At 32.6% G+C, this 20,364-nt stretch carries 15 protein-coding genes; 11 read left to right on the top strand and 4 right to left on the bottom strand.

Annotation, left to right across the window (positions count from 1 at the left end; translation table 11 throughout):
• Positions 1-45 precede the first annotated feature (45 nt).
• Together ACFQ1R_RS05310 and guaB are read left to right on the top strand one after the other, a co-directional pair.
• Positions 46-2,790 (top strand): outer membrane beta-barrel protein, encoded by a 2,745-nt coding sequence (locus ACFQ1R_RS05310; protein ID WP_379925079.1) that lies wholly within the window; start codon positions 46-48, stop codon positions 2,788-2,790.
• A 121-nt stretch (positions 2,791-2,911) separates the two neighbouring features.
• Positions 2,912-4,384 (top strand): IMP dehydrogenase, encoded by a 1,473-nt coding sequence (gene guaB, locus ACFQ1R_RS05305; RefSeq protein ID WP_379925078.1) that lies wholly within the window; start codon positions 2,912-2,914, stop codon positions 4,382-4,384.
• Positions 4,385-4,449: 65 nt separating this feature from the next.
• Here guaB and ACFQ1R_RS05300 read toward each other — a convergent pair whose 3' ends face one another.
• The 3 genes from ACFQ1R_RS05300 to ACFQ1R_RS05290 are packed head-to-tail and all read right to left on the bottom strand — an operon-like array spanning position 4,450 to position 6,339.
• The gene (locus ACFQ1R_RS05300) at positions 4,450-5,427 is read right to left on the bottom strand and encodes a bile acid:sodium symporter family protein (protein WP_379925077.1); all 978 of its coding nucleotides are present in this window, start codon (positions 5,425-5,427) and stop codon (positions 4,450-4,452) included.
• The gene (locus tag ACFQ1R_RS05295; RefSeq protein ID WP_379925076.1) at positions 5,427-6,095 is read right to left on the bottom strand and encodes a 3-keto-disaccharide hydrolase; all 669 of its coding nucleotides are present in this window, start codon (positions 6,093-6,095) and stop codon (positions 5,427-5,429) included. The genes ACFQ1R_RS05300 and ACFQ1R_RS05295 overlap by 1 nt, the downstream gene beginning before the upstream one ends.
• Before the next feature lie 7 nt (positions 6,096-6,102).
• On the bottom strand, positions 6,103-6,339 hold the full coding sequence (locus tag ACFQ1R_RS05290; protein WP_379925075.1) for a hypothetical protein: 237 nt from the start codon (positions 6,337-6,339) through the stop codon (positions 6,103-6,105).
• Between the two features lie 147 nt (positions 6,340-6,486).
• On the opposite strand from ACFQ1R_RS05290, the gene ACFQ1R_RS05285 reads away from it, so the two are divergent.
• From ACFQ1R_RS05285 to ACFQ1R_RS05250, 8 genes are all read left to right on the top strand, one after another.
• Positions 6,487-8,442, top strand: coding sequence for a peptidylprolyl isomerase (locus tag ACFQ1R_RS05285; protein ID WP_379925074.1), 1,956 nt, complete (start codon positions 6,487-6,489; stop codon positions 8,440-8,442).
• A complete protein-coding gene (locus ACFQ1R_RS05280; protein ID WP_379925073.1) occupies positions 8,443-9,294 on the top strand; it encodes a peptidyl-prolyl cis-trans isomerase in 852 nt (283 codons plus the stop codon). It begins immediately after the preceding gene.
• Entirely contained in the window at positions 9,257-10,711 is a 1,455-nt protein-coding gene (locus ACFQ1R_RS05275; RefSeq protein WP_379925072.1) for a peptidylprolyl isomerase, read from the top strand. Before ACFQ1R_RS05280 ends, ACFQ1R_RS05275 begins: the two co-directional genes overlap by 38 nt.
• A 4-nt stretch (positions 10,712-10,715) precedes the next feature.
• Positions 10,716-11,669, top strand: a complete 954-nt coding sequence (locus tag ACFQ1R_RS05270; RefSeq protein ID WP_379925071.1) for an AAA family ATPase — start codon at positions 10,716-10,718, stop codon at positions 11,667-11,669.
• A gap of 21 nt (positions 11,670-11,690) precedes the next feature.
• Positions 11,691-11,984, top strand: coding sequence for an acyltransferase family protein (locus tag ACFQ1R_RS05265; RefSeq protein WP_379925070.1), 294 nt, complete (start codon positions 11,691-11,693; stop codon positions 11,982-11,984).
• A complete protein-coding gene (locus ACFQ1R_RS05260) occupies positions 11,984-12,826 on the top strand; it encodes an acyltransferase family protein (RefSeq protein ID WP_379926312.1) in 843 nt (280 codons plus the stop codon). Before ACFQ1R_RS05265 ends, ACFQ1R_RS05260 begins: the two co-directional genes overlap by 1 nt.
• 262 nt (positions 12,827-13,088) lie before the next feature.
• Entirely contained in the window at positions 13,089-15,866 is a 2,778-nt protein-coding gene (locus tag ACFQ1R_RS05255) for a bifunctional aconitate hydratase 2/2-methylisocitrate dehydratase (RefSeq protein WP_379925069.1), read from the top strand.
• Between the two features lie 204 nt (positions 15,867-16,070).
• A complete protein-coding gene (locus ACFQ1R_RS05250) occupies positions 16,071-18,341 on the top strand; it encodes an aconitate hydratase (RefSeq protein ID WP_379925068.1) in 2,271 nt (756 codons plus the stop codon).
• Positions 18,342-18,428: 87 nt separating this feature from the next.
• Here ACFQ1R_RS05250 and ACFQ1R_RS05245 read toward each other — a convergent pair whose 3' ends face one another.
• The gene (locus ACFQ1R_RS05245) at positions 18,429-19,025 is read right to left on the bottom strand and encodes an outer membrane beta-barrel protein (protein ID WP_379925067.1); all 597 of its coding nucleotides are present in this window, start codon (positions 19,023-19,025) and stop codon (positions 18,429-18,431) included.
• Positions 19,026-19,204: 179 nt separating this feature from the next.
• On the opposite strand from ACFQ1R_RS05245, the gene tgt reads away from it, so the two are divergent.
• A complete protein-coding gene (tgt, locus tag ACFQ1R_RS05240) occupies positions 19,205-20,335 on the top strand; it encodes a tRNA guanosine(34) transglycosylase Tgt (RefSeq protein WP_379925066.1) in 1,131 nt (376 codons plus the stop codon).
• The last annotated feature ends 29 nt before the right edge of the window (positions 20,336-20,364 follow it).

The raw sequence follows: 20,364 nt of genomic DNA, 5'->3' as shown, positions 1-20,364 counted from the left end.
CTGTGTTATGTGGTCTAAAAGCATAACCTAACTAAAAGTAACACTTTGAAAAATCTAGTATTTATAATACTTATTTGCCTATCTACATCATTATTTGCTCAAAAATTTACCTTAGAAGGTGTTGTAAAAGACCCTAATGCCGTTATTTTAGAAGGAGCAACTGTATACCTTCAAAGTATAAAGGATAGTATTCCAATAGCTTATGGTATTACTAATAAAAGTGGCGAATTTTCAATACAAGTAAATACCGAAACAGATTCAAAAGCCATTTTCAATATTGCCTATATGGGCTATAAACCATTCAGAAAAATTATAGATGTACCTAGCGGAAAACAACTAAACTTAGGCAATCTTACTTTAGAAGACTTAGTTGAGGAGTTAAATGTTGTAAGTATTATAGCTAAAGCACCTCCAATTTTAATTAAAAAAGACACTATTGAATATAATGCTGATAGTTTTAAAACCATGCCAAATGATAAGGTTGAAGATTTACTAAAAAAACTACCAGGTGTTGAAATTGATTTAGACGGTGTTATAACGGTTAATGGCGTAACGGTTGAAGCCATTAATGTAGATGGTATGCGATTTTTTGGTGAAAAAAATGGGCAAATAGCTTTAAAAAATATTCCTAGCAATGCAGTAAGCAAAGTACAGGTTACCGATTATAAAACCGATATGCAAAAGTTTACAGGTGAAGAATCGGATTCTGGAACAAAAGAAATTAACCTAAAAATAAAAAAAGGACAGAACAAAGCATATTTTGGCGATGTAAATCTAGGCTACGGTACCGATGAAAAATACCAAGCAAACGCCAATCTATTTCAACTTGTTGATGGTAAACAGTTAGGGCTTATTATGGGAACTAACAATATAAATATGTCTAGAGGTTTTAATGCCTTGCCCGATGCAGATTCTAGTAATGGTTATATTGAATCTGATTTTATAGGTGCCAATTTTTCAAAAGGCAAATGGAATGAAACTCAAATAAACGGAAATTATACCTACAGTAGCCAAAATAACGACAGAGCGCAAAAAAGTTATACAGAAAATTTTCTACCAGATTTAAATTACATAACAAATGCTACAAGTAGTGGTTTTAATGATTCTGATAAACACGAAGTAGGTTCCGATTTAAAATTTCTAGTAAAGCCAAAAAACGACAAAGCAAGAAACAATGTTCAAATAGCTAACAAAACTAATTTCAACACGTCTAGCAACGATTCGTTTTCAACCGTTACAAGAGCATCTGAATATGCCAATGGCGATGCTGTTAGTAATTATTTCTCCAGAAGTAATTCAAACAGTACGAATTACGATTTTAATAATGAATTTAGTGTTATATCCCGTACAGGAAAACGAAGAGATTATTTTTATATAGGACTTAACACCACTTTTGATAAACAAGATGGTGAAAGTTCAAGTTATTCTAAAAACGAATTATTAAACACAAATACCGAAGTTATTCAAGACCAAATTTCAAACACTAATAATTCAGGAGCTAGAATTAATTTAAGCGCAAGATGGAATAAAGAATTGTTGCCAGGTTTAATAATGATTCCAAGGTATAGTGCAACAGTAAATTCACAAAAAGACGAAAAATCTATTTATGATTATGATGAAGTTGATGATGATTATAATAGTTTTAACAATCAAATAAGTGTAGATAGTAAATACAATGTAACAACTATACGACCATCTTTAGGCTTACGTTATGATTATAAATCACTTCGTTTTGAATTGGAAAGTTCGCATACAACTACTTTTAGAGATTATCGAGATAATATTATTGAAGCACGTAATTTTAAAAATGAGTTTCAGTATTTAACCTATTCAGGAAGAATTCGTTACAGAGATGAAAAAGGGTATAAAAACATCACTTTAAATTACGACCAAAATGTTAGTTTGCCATCAATGAGTCAGTTGCAACCAGTAGCCGATGTTAGTAATATCACTAACATTAGAACAGGAAATCCATTTTTAGAACCTGCCATAAACCATGATATTAATTTTCGATATCAAAACAACATAGCCTTCAATAATATAAACGTTTCAGCAAATGCTAAAGCAGAATTTGTTCAAGATAAAATTATCAATTCAACCATTACAGATTCAGATTTAATTAAATACACCACTTATGAAAACATAAATGGCGACTATAGTTTATCTGGAAATACCGCTATTTCAAAATCATATTTCAGTAAAAACACAACTTACAACATCAATTTAAGGCTTAATGGCGATTTTAGAAACATTCGTTCTATTCAAAATGCAGTTAAGTTTACAACCGAAACTAGCACGTTAAGACCTTCAATTGCCTTTAGTTATTCGTATAATAAAAAGATAGATTTCAGCACAACATACAGTTATGCTTTAACAAAAACAAAGTACAATTCAGATATCTATAATGATAACGACTATTTTGTTCAAAATTTAAGATTAGAATCTAATATGTTTTTTCTTAAAAATGCTTTTTTAACTAACAAAGTATCATACCGTTATAACAGTCGTGTAGGTGATGATTTTGATGGTGCAGCAGTGTTTTGGAACGCTGGTTTAGGCGTACAACTATGGGATAATAAAGCAACATTAACCGCTGTTGGTTACGATATTTTAGGTAAAAATAATGGCTATAGTAGGTCGGTTAGTGAAACCTCTATTCAAGATGTTGAAAACAAGATTCTAGAACAATACTTTATGGTAACCTTCGTGTATAAATTTGGCAAGTTTGCTGGACAAAACATGAATATTGGTAACGATTCCAGACGTGGTGGCGGTATGCGTAGAAGATAAAAATTACTTAGTAGGGGTTTAATTTTAAGCTAATTATTTAATCTGTTTTTATTAGTTTAATTTTAACTATTCAACCAGAAAAAATGTGTATATTTGCACGCAATTATAACTTAATTGCACCATGATTGCACATCAAAACAAAATACTAGGAGAAGGCTTAACCTATGATGACGTTCTTTTAGTACCAGCATACTCCGAAGTTCTTCCACGCGAAGTAAATATTCAAACAAAATTCACAAGAAATATTACCATAAACGTGCCTATTATTTCGGCAGCTATGGATACCGTTACCGAAAGTAAAATGGCAATTGCCATGGCGCAAGAAGGCGGTATTGGTGTTTTACATAAAAATATGACCATTGAAGCGCAAGCTTTAAAAGTTAGAAAAGTAAAGCGTGCCGAAAGCGGAATGATTATAGATCCTGTAACCTTACCACTAACAGCAGTAGTTAAGGATGCCAAACAATATATGGCAGAATATGGCATTGGTGGTATTCCTATTGTAGATGAAGAAGGCACATTAAAAGGGATTGTAACCAACCGTGATTTGCGTTTCGAACACGATAAAAAACGTCCAATTGTTGAGGTTATGACAAGTGAAAACTTGGTTACCGCAGCTGTTGGAACATCGTTAAAAGATGCCGAAATAATACTTCAACAGCATAAAATTGAAAAACTTCTTATTGTTGATGATAATTATAAACTTTCAGGTTTAATAACCTTTAGAGATATTACAAAACTAAGTCAAAAACCAATGGCAAATAAAGACCAATACGGTCGTTTGCGTGTAGCTGCGGCAATTGGTGTTACAGGTGATGCTGTTTTACGAGCTGAGGCTTTGGTAAATGCAGGTGTTGATGCGGTGGTAATTGATACAGCACATGGTCATACAAAAGGAGTGGTTGGTGTTTTAAAAGAAATTAAAGCAAAATTTCCTAAACTAGATGTTATTGTAGGTAATATAGCTACAGGAGAAGCTGCTAAATATTTAGTAGAAGCAGGTGCAGATGCTGTAAAAGTAGGTATTGGTCCTGGTTCAATTTGTACTACGCGTGTTGTTGCTGGCGTTGGTTTTCCTCAGTTTTCTGCGGTTTTAGAAGTTGCAGCAGCTATAAAAGGAACAGGCGTTCCAGTAATTGCCGATGGTGGTATTCGTTACACAGGCGATATTCCTAAAGCCATTGCTGCTGGTGCAGATACCGTTATGTTGGGTTCGCTGTTGGCAGGAACAAAAGAATCGCCTGGTGAAACTATTATTTATGAAGGTCGAAAATTTAAGTCGTATCGTGGAATGGGTTCTGTGGAAGCTATGAAAGAAGGTAGTAAAGACCGTTATTTTCAAGATGTAGAAGACGATATTAAAAAATTAGTACCAGAAGGGATTGTAGGTCGTGTGCCTTATAAAGGTGATTTATACGAAAGCATCCACCAGTTTATAGGTGGTTTGCGTGCAGGTATGGGGTATTGTGGTGCAAAAGATATTGAAGCTTTAAAGGAAAACGGACGTTTTGTTAAAATTACTGCTAGTGGTATTAATGAAAGTCATCCACATGATGTAACCATTACTAAAGAATCACCTAATTACTCAAGGTAAAATTTCAGATTAAATAAAACATAAAAAAGGCTTTAATAGAAATATTAAAGCCTTTTTTATTTAGTCTAACGTTCAAAAGCTACGGCTTGCTTTTCAAGCTTGGAAGCTATAATGCTAATTATAAATATTTGTATGAAGTGAAATAGCATGAGCGGTAATAAAATAATGCCTACTGAAACGGTATTTTTAAATAATATTTTTGAAAAAACAGTACCATGTACTAACGATTTTTTTGTGCCACAAAATTGTGCAGTAATTCGGTCTTCTAAATTAAAACCTAAAGTATTTGCTAATTTGTTAATACTAAAAAACACTAAGATGAACAGCAACGTTACAGCTACAAAAATTAACATTAAATCGGTTAGCTTAACCGAATTAAAAACGCCTTCTTCAAACGATTGAGCAAAACTTTTATAAATAATTAATAGAATAATTGATTTATCAAACAGAGTTAAATACCTACTATTTTTTCTAACAAAATCACCTAAATAGCGTTGTAAAGCAATACCAATAATAACGGGAAGTAATATTTCAGTTATCAATTTAAGGTAAATACTTCCTAAATTAAATTCGGTAGTAGTTTGTTGTAAAAACAAACTCATCCAAAGTGGTGTAATTATAATACCAATAAGTCCAGAAATACTAGCATTAAAAATAGCTGCAGGAATATTGCCTTTTGCCATAGAAACCATTACAACTGATGACGATACAGTAGAAGGTAATGCAGCCAAAAACATAAAACCCAACCAAATAGTGTGATTGCTTTCGGTTTTTACAAAAGGGTAAATAGCAATAACAATTAAAGGAAATAAAATAAAACTAGAAGCTTGTACCAAAAGGTGTAATTTCCAGTTTTTTAAACCCGTTTTAATTTTTTCCGGACTCAACTTCAATCCGTAAAAAAAGAAAATTAACGACACACCAATACTGCCAATTAAGCTTAAAGGTATTGGACTATTTTTGCTTCCCCAAAAGGGAAATAAGTAAGCTAAAATAACGATTGCAATTATGCCAAGTACAAACCCGTCAATTTTTGGTTTCATTAAATTTTCTTTAAATTAATTTTACAAAAATCAATAGGGAAACCTTCATATTGCAATAAAATTCTACCTTCTAAAACCGAAGCTTCAAAACCTTCATTAACCAATTTACCGTTAAGTTTTTGTGTTATTTTCCCGTTAGTATGTGTAATTACTAAAGTATTCCATTTGCCAAAAGGTTTTTCAGCATCTAAAAATTTTACTGAGGATACGCTTCTTCCAGCTTCAGTTTTGAATCCATTAACAACCAGCGTTACATTTTGTAGTAACACAAAATCGCCTGTTGCACCTTCTTTTATTTGAAATTGAATGCCTTTTGGCCATAATTCATCGGGTGTTTCAAGTGGTACTAAATACATAACACCACTATTTTTTTTGTCACTTTTTCTAACGAAAGTAGTATCAATATTCCACTTGAATTTAACAGTCAATTCAAAGTTTTTAAATGATTGATTAGACATTAAGTAGCCTGCTTTATTACCATATAGCCGAATCTTATTTTTTTCAACATGAAACAGTTTTGAGGCATCAGCTTGTTTGCCAAGTTCAGCATCAAAAGCATACCAACCATCTAAATTTTTCCCGTTAAAAAGTTTTATTTTCGATTGACTAATAACAATCTCAGGAAGTATTAGTACTAAAATAAAAGCAAAGTATACAATGTGTTTCATAAATAAATTAATCTAAATAAACTTGACCTCTATGTGGTTTTAAAGCATCGCGTATTGGTTTCATATCTTGCTCATCAACTACCAAAAAAGCAATGGTGTGTACGTCGCTTAAATTTTCAAAACCTATTATCGTAATGTTTAAATTTTCTGCTTTAATGTATTCTTTTAAGTGAATTTCATGGTGATGTGCAATTTTACTAGCATCTGGTCCATAAAAATCCCATATTAACTTTAGTTTTCGCATTGTTTTTTTAACTAAAAAAATAATTTCCGAAAGGTAGAAATATATAATATAAAACAGTAATATTTTATCTTTTTAATCGTTTGTTAAAGCAACTTGCATAAAAGGTTTATATTGCTATTTTTGTGCTACCAATTAATTTTTTTTAAAATGAACTATAAGCATTTATTTATTTTATTTTTTTCAATTTCAATTTTTAACAGTTTTAGTCAAACAAACAACGAAAAAGTTCTTTTTTCAGTTGATAATGAACCTGTTTATGTTTCAGAATTTTTAAGAGTATATAACAAAAATTTAGATTTAGTTCAAGATGAATCTCAAAAAGGGGTAGATGAGTATTTGTCACTTTTCACCAATTATAAATTAAAGTTAAAGGAAGCTACTGTTCTTAAACTTCAAGATAAACCGTCTTATATACGAGAATTAGCTACTTATAAAAGTCAGTTAGCAAAAAGTTATATGACGGATGCTAAAGTAACTGATGAGTTGGTTAAAGAAGCTTATGTTAGAGTTTCAAACGAAGTAAAAGCAGCACATATTTTAGTTAAAGTTGCAGAAAATGCAAGTCCAAAAGATACCTTAGAAGCTTATAATTCAATTGTAAAATTGAGAAATAGAGCAGTAAAAGAAGGTTTTGAAACCGTTAGAAAAGAAGTTCACAATGGGCAAACCGTTTATGGTGAAGATTTAGGCTATTTTGGTGGTTTTAGAATGGTTTATAAGTTTGAAAATGCCGCTTTTAATACAAAGGTTGGCGATATTTCGCAACCATTTAGAACCCAATTTGGTTATCATATTGTAAATGTACAAGCAAAAAGAGCATCAAGAGGCGAACGTACTGTAGCGCATATTATGGTGGTTGAAAAACCAAACGATTCTTTAGCAGAAAAACCAGAAAGTAGAATTCAAGATATTTATAAAAAACTAACTCAAGGTGAAGATTTTGAAGCGTTGGCAAAACAATTTTCAGATGATGGAAATTCAGCACCAAACGGTGGTAAATTAGCACCATTTTCAAGCGGACAAATAAACTCGCCAGAATTTGAGGATACAGCATTCAATTTAGAAAACATAGGCGATGTGTCGAAACCTTTTAAAACAGCTTACGGTTGGCATATTATGAAGCTTTATGGCAAAAAACCTGTAGAGTCTTTTGAATTTATAAAACCAGAATTAGAACAAAAAGTAAAAAGAGACGAACGCTCAAAATTAATTGATAATGCACTTTATAGCAGTCTTAAATCAAAATATAAAATTTCAAAAGAACAACCAGCGCTAAATTATTTTGCTTCCATAGTAAACGATACTTATTTTAAAGGCGGTTGGGAACTTCCTAAAGATTTTAAAGGCGATAAACCATTGGTTAAAATAGGAAACAAACAATTTACTTATCAAGATTTTGGAAATTATTTAGTAGCAAATCAGCGGAACACATTAAATAAAATAGATGCTAAAATATTAGTTTCAAATAATTATGAAACCTTTTTAAACACAAATGTAGTACAATATCAAGAAGACAGTTTGGAAGGTGAAAATGAAGATTTTGCTAATATAGTTTCAGAATACAGAGATGGTTTGTTGTTATTCGATTTAATGGAAAATACTATTTGGAATTCTGCCAAAACAGATTCTTTACAAATTGAAAATTATTATAACCAACACAAAAACAAGTACACAACACCAGAACGTATTGATGCTGTTGTTGCTTCTTCAAAAAATCAAAAAACACTAAAAAAAGTAGCTAAATTGTTAAAACAAGGCATGGCTTTGGAACAAATTAAAACACTAATTAATAGTAATGATAAAATAGATGTTATCTTTACTAAAGATACTATGGAACGCAACCACCAAGCATTGCCAAAAGATTTCGAATTTAAAAAAGGAATTTCTAAAATATACAGTCATAATGGTGCTTTTGTAGTAGTTCAAGTTAAGGACGTGTTGCCAGAAACTATTCAAACCTTAGAAGAAGCTAAAGGTTTAGTAATAAGTGATTATCAAACATTTAAAGAAGAAGAATGGCTTAAAGAATTGGCTAACAAGTATAAAATAGTTATAAACCAAGAGGCTTTAAATCAGGTAAAAGCTGAAATTAAAAAACAATAAGTGCGCAATAAAATCATCATACTAGTACTTTCAATAGTTCTTACGTCTTGTAATTTTTTTAAGAAAACAGACGATAGGAAACCTATTGCTAGAGTAAATGATACATACTTGTATTATGATGATATTAAAGATTTAGTTTCAGAAGATGCTTCAAAAGAAGATAGCACACTTTTAGTTCAAAATTTTATAAACCGTTGGGCTACACAGCAATTGTTTATAGATGGAGCAAAAGTTAATTTAAGCGAAACCAAACAAGAAGAATTTGATAAATTGGTAGAACAGTATAAAACCGATTTATATACAAAAGCGTACATTGAAGCCATTGTAAAACGCGATATGAATAGCGTTGTTACCAAAGCTGAAGCCGAAACCTACTACAAAGAAAACAAAGATATTTTTAAGTTAAATGAAGAATTACTTAAACTTAGGTACATTCATTTAGATGAAAATATAAGTAATTACAAATCAATTATAGATAAGTTTAGACGCTTCAACTCAAAAGACAAAAAAGATTTAGATGCCATTTCAATTCAGTTTAAATCCTATTCTTTAAACGATACTGTTTGGGTAAAGGTAGACCAACTGATAAAAAAAATTCCAGCCATAACTGCTGAAAACAAAAATCAACTGTTAAAAAAATCTAATTTTGTACAACTCAAAGATTCATTAGGAGTATATTTGATGCAAATTAACGATGTTTTGTTGCGAAACGATACCGCGCCGTTAGAGTATGTAAGGCCAACAATAGATCAAATAGTCGTTAATAAAAGAAAGCTTGAACTTATTAGAGAACTAGAAAAAGACATTACTAAAGATGCTATTAACAATAAACAATTTGAAATCTACAAATAATTTGAAACAACTTATTTTATTATCCATTTCTTTCTTACTAGTAAATAGCATATTTGCCCAAGAAATTATTAACGATGAAGTTGTAAAACCAGAACCAAAAAAAGTTGATTCTACAAAAACACAAAAAGCTATAAAGATTGATGGTGTTGCAGCAGTAATAGGCGATTATATTGTTTTAGATTCAGATATTCCTAAAAATAGATTACAACTAGAAGCAGGTGGTTACGATTCTAAAAACATTACAGATTGCGAATTGTTTGGTAAATTACTAGAAGATAAATTATATGCACACTGGGCAATACAAGATAGTATTCAAGTATCCGATGCTGAAATACGAAGAAATGTAGACTACCAAGTAGAACAGTTTTTGGCACAATCAGGCAAATCTATGGCCGAATTATTGAAGTTTTATAATAAAGATGATGAAAAATCTTTTAGAGATGAAATGTTCGAAATTAATAAAAGCAATCAATTAGCACAAAAAATGCAAGCTAAAATTGTTGAAGAAGTTGAAATTACACCAGAAGAAGTTCGCGCATTTTTTAATAAAATACCAAAAGAAGAACGTCCAACATTTGGAACCGAACTTAAAGTAGCGCAAATAGTTGCAGAGCCTAAAGTAAGTGAAGAAGAGAAGCAAAAAGTTATAAATAGATTAAAAGAATTTAAAGCAGATGTTATAGAAAATGGCGCTAGCTTCCGTTCAAAAGTAGTGCTTTATACAGATGATAAAGCATCAATAGGAACAGGTGGGAAATATACATTAAACAGAAAACAACCTCGAATGGTTAAAGAGTTTAGGCAAGTAGCATTTTCACTTCAAGAAGGCGAAATATCCGAACCTTTTGAAACGGAATATGGATATCATATTATTTATTGTGAAAAAATTAGAGGGCAAGAATACGATGTTGCACACATACTTTTAACACCCAAAGTATCATCAGAAGCTATAAAAGAAGCTAAAGAACGTTTAGAAAAAATTAGAGAACGTATTGTAGAAGGAAAAATTTCATTTGCTGATGCCGCTAGAGAAGCCAGTGATGAAAAAGAAACTCGTGGTGATGGAGGTCAATTGATAAACCCAACAACCCAAGACTATAATTTTGAGCTTACCAGAATGGAACCTGAATTATATTCCCAAATTCAAAATTTAAAAGACAATGAAGTTAGTCTTGTTTTAAAAGAAGAAGATAGAACAGGAAAGGCTAAGTTTAAAATTTTAATGGTTACAGATAGAATTGATCAACATGAAGCTGATTATGCTAGAGATTATTTGAAAATCAAAAAATTAGCTGAAGATGAAAAAAAGATAAACGCAATTTCAAAATGGCAAGAAAAAAAGATTTTTGATACCTATATTAAAGTAAGTGGTGAATATAGAAATTGTGAATTTACTAGCAACTGGTTAAAGAAATAAACATATGTCTGATGTAGCTGCCATTGAGCAATTTGTAAAAAAATATAAAGATTTAAAAACCGAAATAGCCAAAGTTATTGTAGGGCAAGATGAGGTAGTAAATCAAATATTAATTTCTATATTTTCTGGTGGACACTCATTGCTAATAGGCGTTCCTGGTTTAGCAAAAACCTTAATGGTAAACACCATTGCACAAGCATTGGGTCTTGATTTTAAGCGTATTCAATTCACACCAGATTTAATGCCAAGTGATATACTAGGTAGTGAAATTTTAGACGAAGACCGTCATTTTAAATTTATAAAAGGCCCTATTTTTTCAAACATCATTTTAGCAGATGAGATTAATAGAACGCCGCCAAAAACGCAAGCAGCTTTATTAGAAGCTATGCAAGAGCGTTCAGTAACCGTAGCTGGTCATAACTATAAACTAGAATTGCCTTACTTTGTTTTGGCTACACAAAACCCAATTGAACAGGAAGGGACGTATCCATTACCAGAAGCACAATTAGACCGTTTTATGTTTGCTATAAACTTGGAATATCCGTCGTTTAAAGAAGAAGTGGAAGTAGTTAAAGCAACAACGTCTGATATTAGTGTAAAGATAAATGCACTTTTTTCTGCTAACGAAATTTTGGAGTTTCAACACTTAATTCGTCGTATTCCAGTAGCCGATAATGTTATTGAATATGCTGTTGCTATGGTTGGTAAAACAAGACCAAATGGCGATTCAGCAAACGATTTAGTGAAAAACTACATAGATTGGGGCGCAGGTCCAAGAGCATCTCAAAACCTAATTTTGGCAGCCAAAACACATGCTGCTATTAATGGGAAGTTTTCTCCTGATATGGAAAATGTTCAAGCGGTAGCTTTTAGTATTTTAAGACATAGAATTATTAAAAACTACAAAGCAGAGGCTGAAGGCGTAACTGAAACACAAATTATAAAGAGTTTATTTTAAAAGAACAAATCAGAAATCTCTATGGATATTGATTATAAACATAGGATTTTTGGGTTAGATGTTATTCGAGCCGTAGCCATACTTTTGGTTATATTTTCTCATTCCACAATATTATTATTTCCCGATAAGGAAACAACGTTACTTGTTATTATCCGTTTTTTTGGAACTATTGGTGTCGATTTGTTTTTTGTACTTAGTGGTTTTTTAATAGGTGGCAACATCTTAAAGCAGTTAGCCCAAGAAAAAACAGCGTTAAAAGATTTTGTCTATTTCTGGATACGGCGTTGGTTTAGAACCTTGCCTAATTATTTTTAATTCTTCTTTTAAATATTCTCTTAGTATCTGCTTTTTATGGTGAAATTATTAACGGCATTGGCTATTACTTCGTTTTTTTACAGAATTTTTATGAAGGACAACCTGATTTTTTTACAGAATCGTGGAGTTTGTCCATTGAAGAGTATGCCTATATTATTGGTCCTTTTTTATTATTCGTTTTAATTTCGTTTTCAAAAAGGATTCCAAAACATTGGTTGTATTTATTTGTGACGCTGTTAATCATTTTAAGTGTAACGCTGTTTAGGTATCATTTTCATGTTAATAACATAATAAGTTCGGGGCAAGAATGGAGCAATCAATTACGAAAAGTAGTTGTTTATAGGGTTGATAGTATTTATTACGGATTTATAGCCGCCTATGTTTTTATGTATCTTAAATCTGTTTGGGAACGCTATAAAACACCTCTTTTTTATTTGGCTTCCGTAGTTTTTACTGGTTTACATGCTATTATTTTCATCTTTAGTGTCACTCCAGAAAATGCTTCTCTGTTTTTCAATGTATTCTATTTACCAATCATATCTATAACCTTACTTTTGTTTTTTCCTTTGGCAACTTCTTCAGAAAACAGAACTTTTCTTAAAACTCAAATAACTAAAATTAGTATTCTATCGTATGCAATCTATTTAGTTAATTATTCTATAGTATTGCTAAGTATCCAATATTTTGTCGATGTTTCACAAGTAGCATTTGTCTTTAAAATTTTAATTTTGTTAGCGTATTTCGTACTAACATATCTGCTTAGTTACTTGCTATTCGTTTATTTTGAAAAGCCAATGACCAATCTAAGAGATAATAAATTCTTCATGCAACGAAAGGATTAATTAATTGTTATTAAATCATCATTAATAATCTGAAAACATTGAAAAAAATATAATTAGATTAATTTAAAATGTGACAATAATAAATTGCAGTTTTAAGCCATTGTATTACTACGTTTGTTTTTACTTCTAGAAATTAATTTTGTAATTTGCCGAACTTAAAAAATTAAAAATTAATTCAGCATGCTTCAGCGCAAGTGCTATTATCACAATTCATGAAAATCATTTTGATTTAATTGAATTTAACATTGAAAATATTTTTCCTATGAACATTTATGAAGATTACATCAAGGAGATCGAAGAAAGAAAAGATCAGGGGCTAAATCCAAAGCCAATTGATGGTGCCGAATTGTTAAGCGCAATTATTGAGCAAATTAAAGATTTAGATAACAAGTATAGAGAAGATTCTCTTAACTTTTTCATTTACAACGTAGTACCTGGAACAACCAGTGCTGCTGGAGTGAAAGCTGAATTTTTAAAAGAGATCATTCTTGGAGAATCTGTAGTTAAAGAAATTTCTCCTGCATTTGCTTTAGAATTACTATCGCACATGAAAGGAGGTCCTTCTATTGAAGTATTACTAGATATTGCTTTAGATAATGATGCTTCGAAAGCAAAAGCAGCAGCCGAAGTTTTAAAATCACAAGTTTACCTTTATGAGGCAGACATGTATCGTTTAAAAGATGCATATAAAAATGGTAGTGAGATAGCAAAAGATATTCTTGAGAGTTATGCGAAAGCGGAGTTTTTTACTAAACTTCCAGAGATTGAAGAAGAAATAGAGATTGTTACTTTTATTGCTGGTATTGGTGATATTTCTACCGATTTATTATCACCAGGTGGTGATGCGCATTCAAGATCCGATCGTGAGTTGCATGGTCAGTGTATCTTTGAACACAATAAAGAGATGCAAAAGAATCTTTTAAAATTAAAAGAACAGCATACAGACAAACGTGTAATGCTAATTGCTGAAAAAGGAACCATGGGAGTTGGTTCTTCAAGAATGTCGGGTGTAAACAATGTGGCTTTATGGACAGGTGTTCAAGCAAGTCCTTACGTTCCATTTATCAATATAGCTCCAATTATTGCAGGTACTAACGGTATTTCTCCAATTTTCTTAACTACTGTTGGTGTAACAGGAGGTATTGGAATTGACTTGCAAAACTGGGTGAAGCAAAAAGATGCTGATGGAAATACAGTAATGGATGCCGATGGAGAACCAGTATTAGAGCAAAAATATTCAGTTGAAACAGGTACAGTTTTAACAATAAACACAAAAGAGAAAAAGTTATACAAGGGTAACCAAGAGTTAATGGATATTTCGGCTTCATTAACACCACAAAAAGTGGAGTTTATCAAAGCAGGAGGTTCTTATGCTATTGTATTTGGTAAAAAACTACAAACATTTGCAGCTAAAACCTTAGGAATTGATATTCCTCAAGTGTATGCGCCATCAAAGGAGATTTCTATTGAAGGTCAAGGTCTTACGGCTGTTGAAAAAATATTCAATAAAAACGCTGTTGGTAATACACCAGGTAAAGTATTACACGCTGGTTCAGATGTTCGTGTAGAGGTAAACATTGTTGGATCGCAAGATACCACAGGTTTAATGACCGCTCAAGAGCTTGAATCTATGGCAGCTAAGGTTATTTCGCCAATTGTTGATGGTGCTTACCAATCAGGATGTCATACGGCTTCAGTTTGGGATAGTAAATCTAAAGCTAACATTCCAAAGCTAATGAAGTTTATGAATGACTTTGGTTTAATTACGGCTCGTGATCCTAAAGGCGTTTATCATTCCATGACGGATGTAATCCATAAAGTTCTTAACGATATCACCATTGATGATTGGGCAATTATTATTGGTGGCGATTCTCATACGCGTATGTCAAAAGGTGTTGCTTTTGGAGCAGATTCTGGTACCGTTGCTTTAGCGTTAGCAACAGGAGAGGCAACTATGCCAATTCCGCAATCTGTAAAAGTGACTTTTAAGGGTAATATGAAGAGTTATATGGACTTCCGTGATGTGGTTCATGCAACACAACAACAAATGTTAAAGCAGTTTGGTGGTGAAAATGTATTCCAAGGACGCGTTATTGAGGTTCATATTGGAACATTAACTGCAGATCAAGCTTTTACATTTACAGATTGGACTGCTGAAATGAAAGCAAAAGCTTCCGTTTGTATCTCAGAAGATGAAACTTTAATCGAATCTTTAGAAATTGCTAAATCTAGAATCCAAATCATGATAGTGAAGGGTATGGATAATGAAAAGCAAGTACTTCAAGGATTAATCGATAAAGCCAATAAACGAATTGCAGAAATTAGATCTGGTGAAAAACCCGCTTTAACACCTGATACAAACGCTAAGTATTTTGCAGAGGTAGTGGTAGATTTAGATGCTATCGTAGAGCCAATGATTGCAGATCCAGATGTTTATAATGAGGATGTTTCTAAGCGTTATACGCACGATACAATCAGACCACTTTCTTATTATGGAGGAAATAAAAAAGTAGATTTAGGATTTGTAGGATCTTGTATGGTTCATAAAGGTGATATGAAAATATTAGCTCAAATGCTTAAAAATATTGAGTCACAACAAGGAAAGGTTGAGTTTAAAGCACCACTTGTTGTTGCGCCTCCAACATATAATATTGTTGATGAATTGAAAGCTGAAGGCGATTGGGAAGTATTGCAAAAATACTCTGGTTTCGAATTTGATGATAATGATCCTAAAGCAGCAGCACGTACTAAGTATGAAAACATGTTGTATTTAGAGCGTCCAGGTTGTAACTTATGTATGGGTAACCAAGAAAAAGCAGAACCAGGTGATACTGTAATGGCGACATCCACACGCTTATTCCAAGGAAGAGTTGTTAAAGACTCGGGTGATAAAAAAGGAGAATCATTACTTTCTTCTACACCAGTAGTAGTGCTTTCTACAATTTTGGGTAGAACTCCAAATTTATCGGAGTATGAAGCTGCGGTAGATGGTATTAACTTAACAAAGTTTAAACCTTCAAGTAAATTGTTAGTGATGTAATTATAAATTACAACAACATAATTTAAAGCCCGAGTTTTATGCTCGGGCTTTTTATTTAGCTGTGTATGGTTTCTTTTCTATTGAGTAATGATTGGACGATTTACATACTATCATTGTTAAAAATTATTAAAACTAGAAATCAATTTTTTAAGACGTCCTATATTTCGTATCTTGTGTTGATTAAATTAGAAAAAAATAGAATTTATGGCATTTGACATTGATATGATAAAAGGGGTTTACGCTAGAATGAAAGAACGCGTAGACATTGCTAGAGAAGTGGTTGGAAAACCATTAACCCTTTCTGAAAAAATATTATACAATCACCTTTGGGATGGAAATGCAACAACAGCTTTTGAAAGAGGGAAAGATTATGTAGATTTTGCTCCTGATAGAATTGCATGTCAAGACGCAACAGCGCAAATGGCCTTATTACAGTTTATGCAAGCTGGAAAAAGCAAAGTTGCTGTTCCTACTACAGTACATTGCGATCACTTAATACAAGCAAAAGATGGTGCAGCAGTCGATTTAAAACATGCTAACAGTGTAAGTAGTGAGGTGTTTAATTTCTTAGAGTCGGTTTCAAATAAATATGGAATTGGTTTCTGGAAACCAGGTGCTGGTATTATCCACCAAGTAGTTTTGGAAAATTATGCATTCCCAGGTGGTATGATGATTGGTACCGATTCGCATACTGTAAATGCAGGCGGTTTAGGTATGGTTGCTATTGGTGTTGGTGGAGCAGATGCGGTTGATGTAATGGCAGGTATGGCTTGGGAATTGAAGTTTCCAAAATTAATAGGGGTGAAGTTAACTGGTAAATTATCGGGTTGGACAGCACCAAAAGATGTTATTTTAAAAGTAGCCGAAATTTTAACCGTTAAAGGTGGTACCGGAGCCATTGTAGAGTATTTTGGACCTGGAGCAACAGCCATGTCCTGTACCGGTAAAGGAACTATTTGTAATATGGGTGCAGAAATAGGTGCTACAACATCTACTTTTGGTTATGATGAATCGATGGAGCGCTATTTACGTTCTACTGATAGAGCAGATGTTGCCGATGCAGCCAATAAAGTTAAAGAATATTTAACTGCCGATCCCGAAGTTTATGCTTCACCAGAGAAATATTTCGATCAGGTTATTGAAATCAACTTATCAGAACTAGGGCCTTTATTAAACGGTCCGTTTACTCCAGATTTATCAACGAATGTTGGTAAAGAAATGAAGGAGAAAGCAACTGCTAACGATTGGCCAATTGCCGTAGAATGGGGATTGATTGGATCTTGTACCAATTCATCGTATGAAGATTTATCGCGTGCCGCATCTATTGCACAACAAGCTTTAGATAAGGGCATTAAAATGAAATCTGAACTGGGTATTAATCCAGGTTCTGAACAAGTAAGATATACTGCTGAAAGAGATGGTATTCTTCAAGTATTTGAAAAATTACACGCAAAAATTTTCACCAATGCCTGTGGTCCTTGTATTGGGCAATGGGCTAGATATAGTGATCCAAAAAATGCTCCAAAAAACAGCATCGTGCATTCATTCAATAGAAACTTTGCGAAGCGTGCTGATGGAAACCCAAATACACACGCTTTTGTGGCTTCACCAGAAATAACAGCGGCTATTGCCATTGCAGGGCGTTTGGATTTTAACCCTATGACGGATAAACTTATCAGTGAAAATGGTGAAGAAGTCATGTTCGAAGAGCCAACAGGATGGGAATTACCTCCAAAAGGTTTTGAAGTTAAAGATAATGGCTATTTGGCTCCCGAAGAAGATGGTAGTCATGTTCAAGTAAATGTGTCTCCAACTTCAGAGCGTTTACAATTATTAGAGCCTTTCGAACCTATAGGAAACACTATAAAAGACGCTAAATTATTAATAAAAGCATTCGGTAAATGTACAACCGACCATATTAGTATGGCTGGACCTTGGTTGCGTTTCCGTGGGCATTTAGATAATATTTCAAACAACTGTTTAATTGGTGCTGTAAATGCTTATAACCAAAAAACAAATTTTGTTAAAAATCAATTAACGGGTGAATATGGTGGCGTGCCAGATGTACAACGTCAATACAAAGCTAAAGGCATTAAAACCATTGTTGTTGGCGATCATAATTATGGTGAAGGTTCTTCACGTGAACATGCAGCTATGGAACCTCGCTTTTTAGGTGTTGCAGCTGTTATTGTAAAATCTTTTGCCCGTATTCATGAAACAAACCTTAAAAAGCAAGGTATGTTAGGGTTAACGTTTGCTAATGAAGCCGATTACGATTTAATTCAAGAAGATGATACATTCAACTTTTTGGATTTAAATGAATTCGCTCCAGGAAAGCAATTAACCCTTGAAGCGGTTCATGCAGATGGTAGTAAAGACCTAATCAAATTAAACCACACATACAATCAACCTCAAATAGATTGGTATAATGCGGGTTCTGCGTTAAACTTGATTAAAAGACAAAATGCTTCTTAAATTTAGCTAGTTAAGAATTGAACATAAAAAAACCATCAAAATACTTTTTTGATGGTTTTTTATTTTAGAAAAAACAGAAAGTTTACTTTATAAAATTAAAGACAAACTTAAAATTAATTGCTCGGGTCTGGTATCTAATCTACTAGTTCCAATACCATTATTATTTATAAAAGTAGCTTCATTATCACTAAAACCACGTTCATATCTTAAATCAATACCAACTTTATTAAAGTTAAGTCCAATCCCAAAATTCAGTCCTACTGAAAATTCATCTTCAACATCATTAATAGAAATACCATCAAATTCAGTATCTAAAATATATTGAATTGAAGGACCACCAAATACGCTAATAGGACCTAAAACTTTTAAGCCAACAAGTAAAGGCGCATCTAATTTCTGCATTTTAAAGCTATCATCGTTATAATCACTTTTAGTACTGGTATAAACTAGCTCGGGTTTAAAATAAATACGATTGCCAATTTTTCCAAAAACACCAATATGGTAACCAACGTTTCTGTCGGGGTGTTGGGCATTATTACCAATAGATTCAAAATAATCGCCATTACCATTGTAATTTAAGCCTCCTTTTAAACCAAAACCTGTAGCCGATTGCGCTAAAGTTGTTGCAGGTATTGCCGTTATAAGCAATAAAATTAATAGATACTTGTTTTTAAAATTTTTCATAATGTTCATTTTTTAGATTTGTGTTACAGTATCAAAAACGTTGCCAAACCCAAATTATTTTCTTTTCATAACAATCAATATCATTTTTCAGTTATTTATCTTTGCGGACTTGAAATGCTATTTGTACAGTAAAACATTTTTAAAAGTTTTATCTTTTATGAAAGCAATAAGAACAGCAGATGAAATTTGAATTAAACGCAAAAGACACACAAAGCAACGCCCGAGCAGGTAAAATAACAACAGATCACGGGGTTATTGAAACCCCTATTTTTATGCCCGTAGGAACGGTAGCAACTGTGAAAGGTGTGCATCAACGTGAATTAAAAGACGAAATAAACCCTGATATTATTTTAGGTAACACGTACCATTTGTATTTGCGCCCGCAAACCAATATTATTGAAAAAGCAGGTGGACTTCATAAGTTTATGAATTGGGATAGAAATATACTAACCGATTCTGGTGGTTACCAAGTGTACTCACTTTCTGCAAATAGAAAAATTAAAGAAGAGGGTGTAAAGTTTAAATCGCATATTGATGGTAGTTACCATACGTTTACACCAGAAAATGTTATGGAAATTCAGCGTTCTATTGGCGCCGATATTATAATGGCATTTGATGAATGTACACCTTACCCATGCGATTATAATTATGCAAAACGCTCTATGCACATGACGCATCGTTGGTTAGATAGATGCATTAATCACTTAGCAAAAACACCCTTAAAATACGATTACAATCAAGCATTTTTTCCTATAGTTCAAGGAAGTACTTATAAAGATTTACGCAAGCAATCTGCAGAATACATAGCAAATGCTGGAGCTGTAGGTAATGCCATTGGTGGACTTTCAGTAGGTGAACCAGCAGAAGAAATGTATGCAATGACCGAGGTTGTTACCGAAATTTTACCTGAAGATAAGCCCCGTTATTTAATGGGTGTTGGAACACCTATCAATATTTTAGAAAATATAGCGTTAGGTATTGATATGTTTGATTGCGTAATGCCTACTAGAAATGCTAGAAACGGAATGCTTTTTACTGCCAACGGTACTATAAATATTAAAAACAAAAAGTGGGAAGCCGATTTTTCGCCTATTGATGCGATGGGAATAACCTTTGTTGATACCGAATATAGTAAAGCCTATTTAAGACATTTGTTTACAGTTAATGAGTTGTTAGGAAAGCAAATAGCAACCATTCATAATTTAGGTTTTTACTTATGGTTGGTTCGTGAAGCTAGAAAGCATATATTAGCAGGCGATTTTAGGCAGTGGAAAGAGATGATGGTTAAACAAATGGATAATAGATTATAAGTTAAAAGTTAAAAGTTAAAAGTTAAAAG

The organism is Mariniflexile jejuense, assembly GCF_042675665.1.
In the GTDB taxonomy this organism is placed as follows: domain Bacteria; phylum Bacteroidota; class Bacteroidia; order Flavobacteriales; family Flavobacteriaceae; genus Mariniflexile; species Mariniflexile jejuense.
The sequence above is the reverse complement of the archived record's forward strand: the minus strand, read 5'-3'. Positions and strand labels throughout refer to the sequence as shown.

Bases quoted from the DNA above. Each gene is read 5' to 3' on its own strand.
- guaB (WP_379925078.1), top strand. From the start codon at position 2,912: ATGATTGCACATCAAAACAAAATACTAGGAGAAGGCTTAACCTATGAT.
- ACFQ1R_RS05245 (WP_379925067.1), bottom strand. From the start codon at position 19,025: ATGAAAAATTTTAAAAACAAGTATCTATTAATTTTATTGCTTATAACG.
- ACFQ1R_RS05300 (WP_379925077.1), bottom strand. From the start codon at position 5,427: ATGAAACCAAAAATTGACGGGTTTGTACTTGGCATAATTGCAATCGTT.
- ACFQ1R_RS05285 (WP_379925074.1), top strand. From the start codon at position 6,487: ATGAACTATAAGCATTTATTTATTTTATTTTTTTCAATTTCAATTTTT.
- ACFQ1R_RS05290 (WP_379925075.1), bottom strand. From the start codon at position 6,339: ATGCGAAAACTAAAGTTAATATGGGATTTTTATGGACCAGATGCTAGT.
- ACFQ1R_RS05275 (WP_379925072.1), top strand. From the start codon at position 9,257: ATGCTATTAACAATAAACAATTTGAAATCTACAAATAATTTGAAACAA.
- ACFQ1R_RS05250 (WP_379925068.1), top strand. From the start codon at position 16,071: ATGGCATTTGACATTGATATGATAAAAGGGGTTTACGCTAGAATGAAA.
- ACFQ1R_RS05265 (WP_379925070.1), top strand. From the start codon at position 11,691: ATGGATATTGATTATAAACATAGGATTTTTGGGTTAGATGTTATTCGA.
- ACFQ1R_RS05295 (WP_379925076.1), bottom strand. From the start codon at position 6,095: ATGAAACACATTGTATACTTTGCTTTTATTTTAGTACTAATACTTCCT.
- ACFQ1R_RS05270 (WP_379925071.1), top strand. From the start codon at position 10,716: ATGTCTGATGTAGCTGCCATTGAGCAATTTGTAAAAAAATATAAAGAT.
- tgt (WP_379925066.1), top strand. From the start codon at position 19,205: ATGAAATTTGAATTAAACGCAAAAGACACACAAAGCAACGCCCGAGCA.
- ACFQ1R_RS05255 (WP_379925069.1), top strand. From the start codon at position 13,089: ATGAACATTTATGAAGATTACATCAAGGAGATCGAAGAAAGAAAAGAT.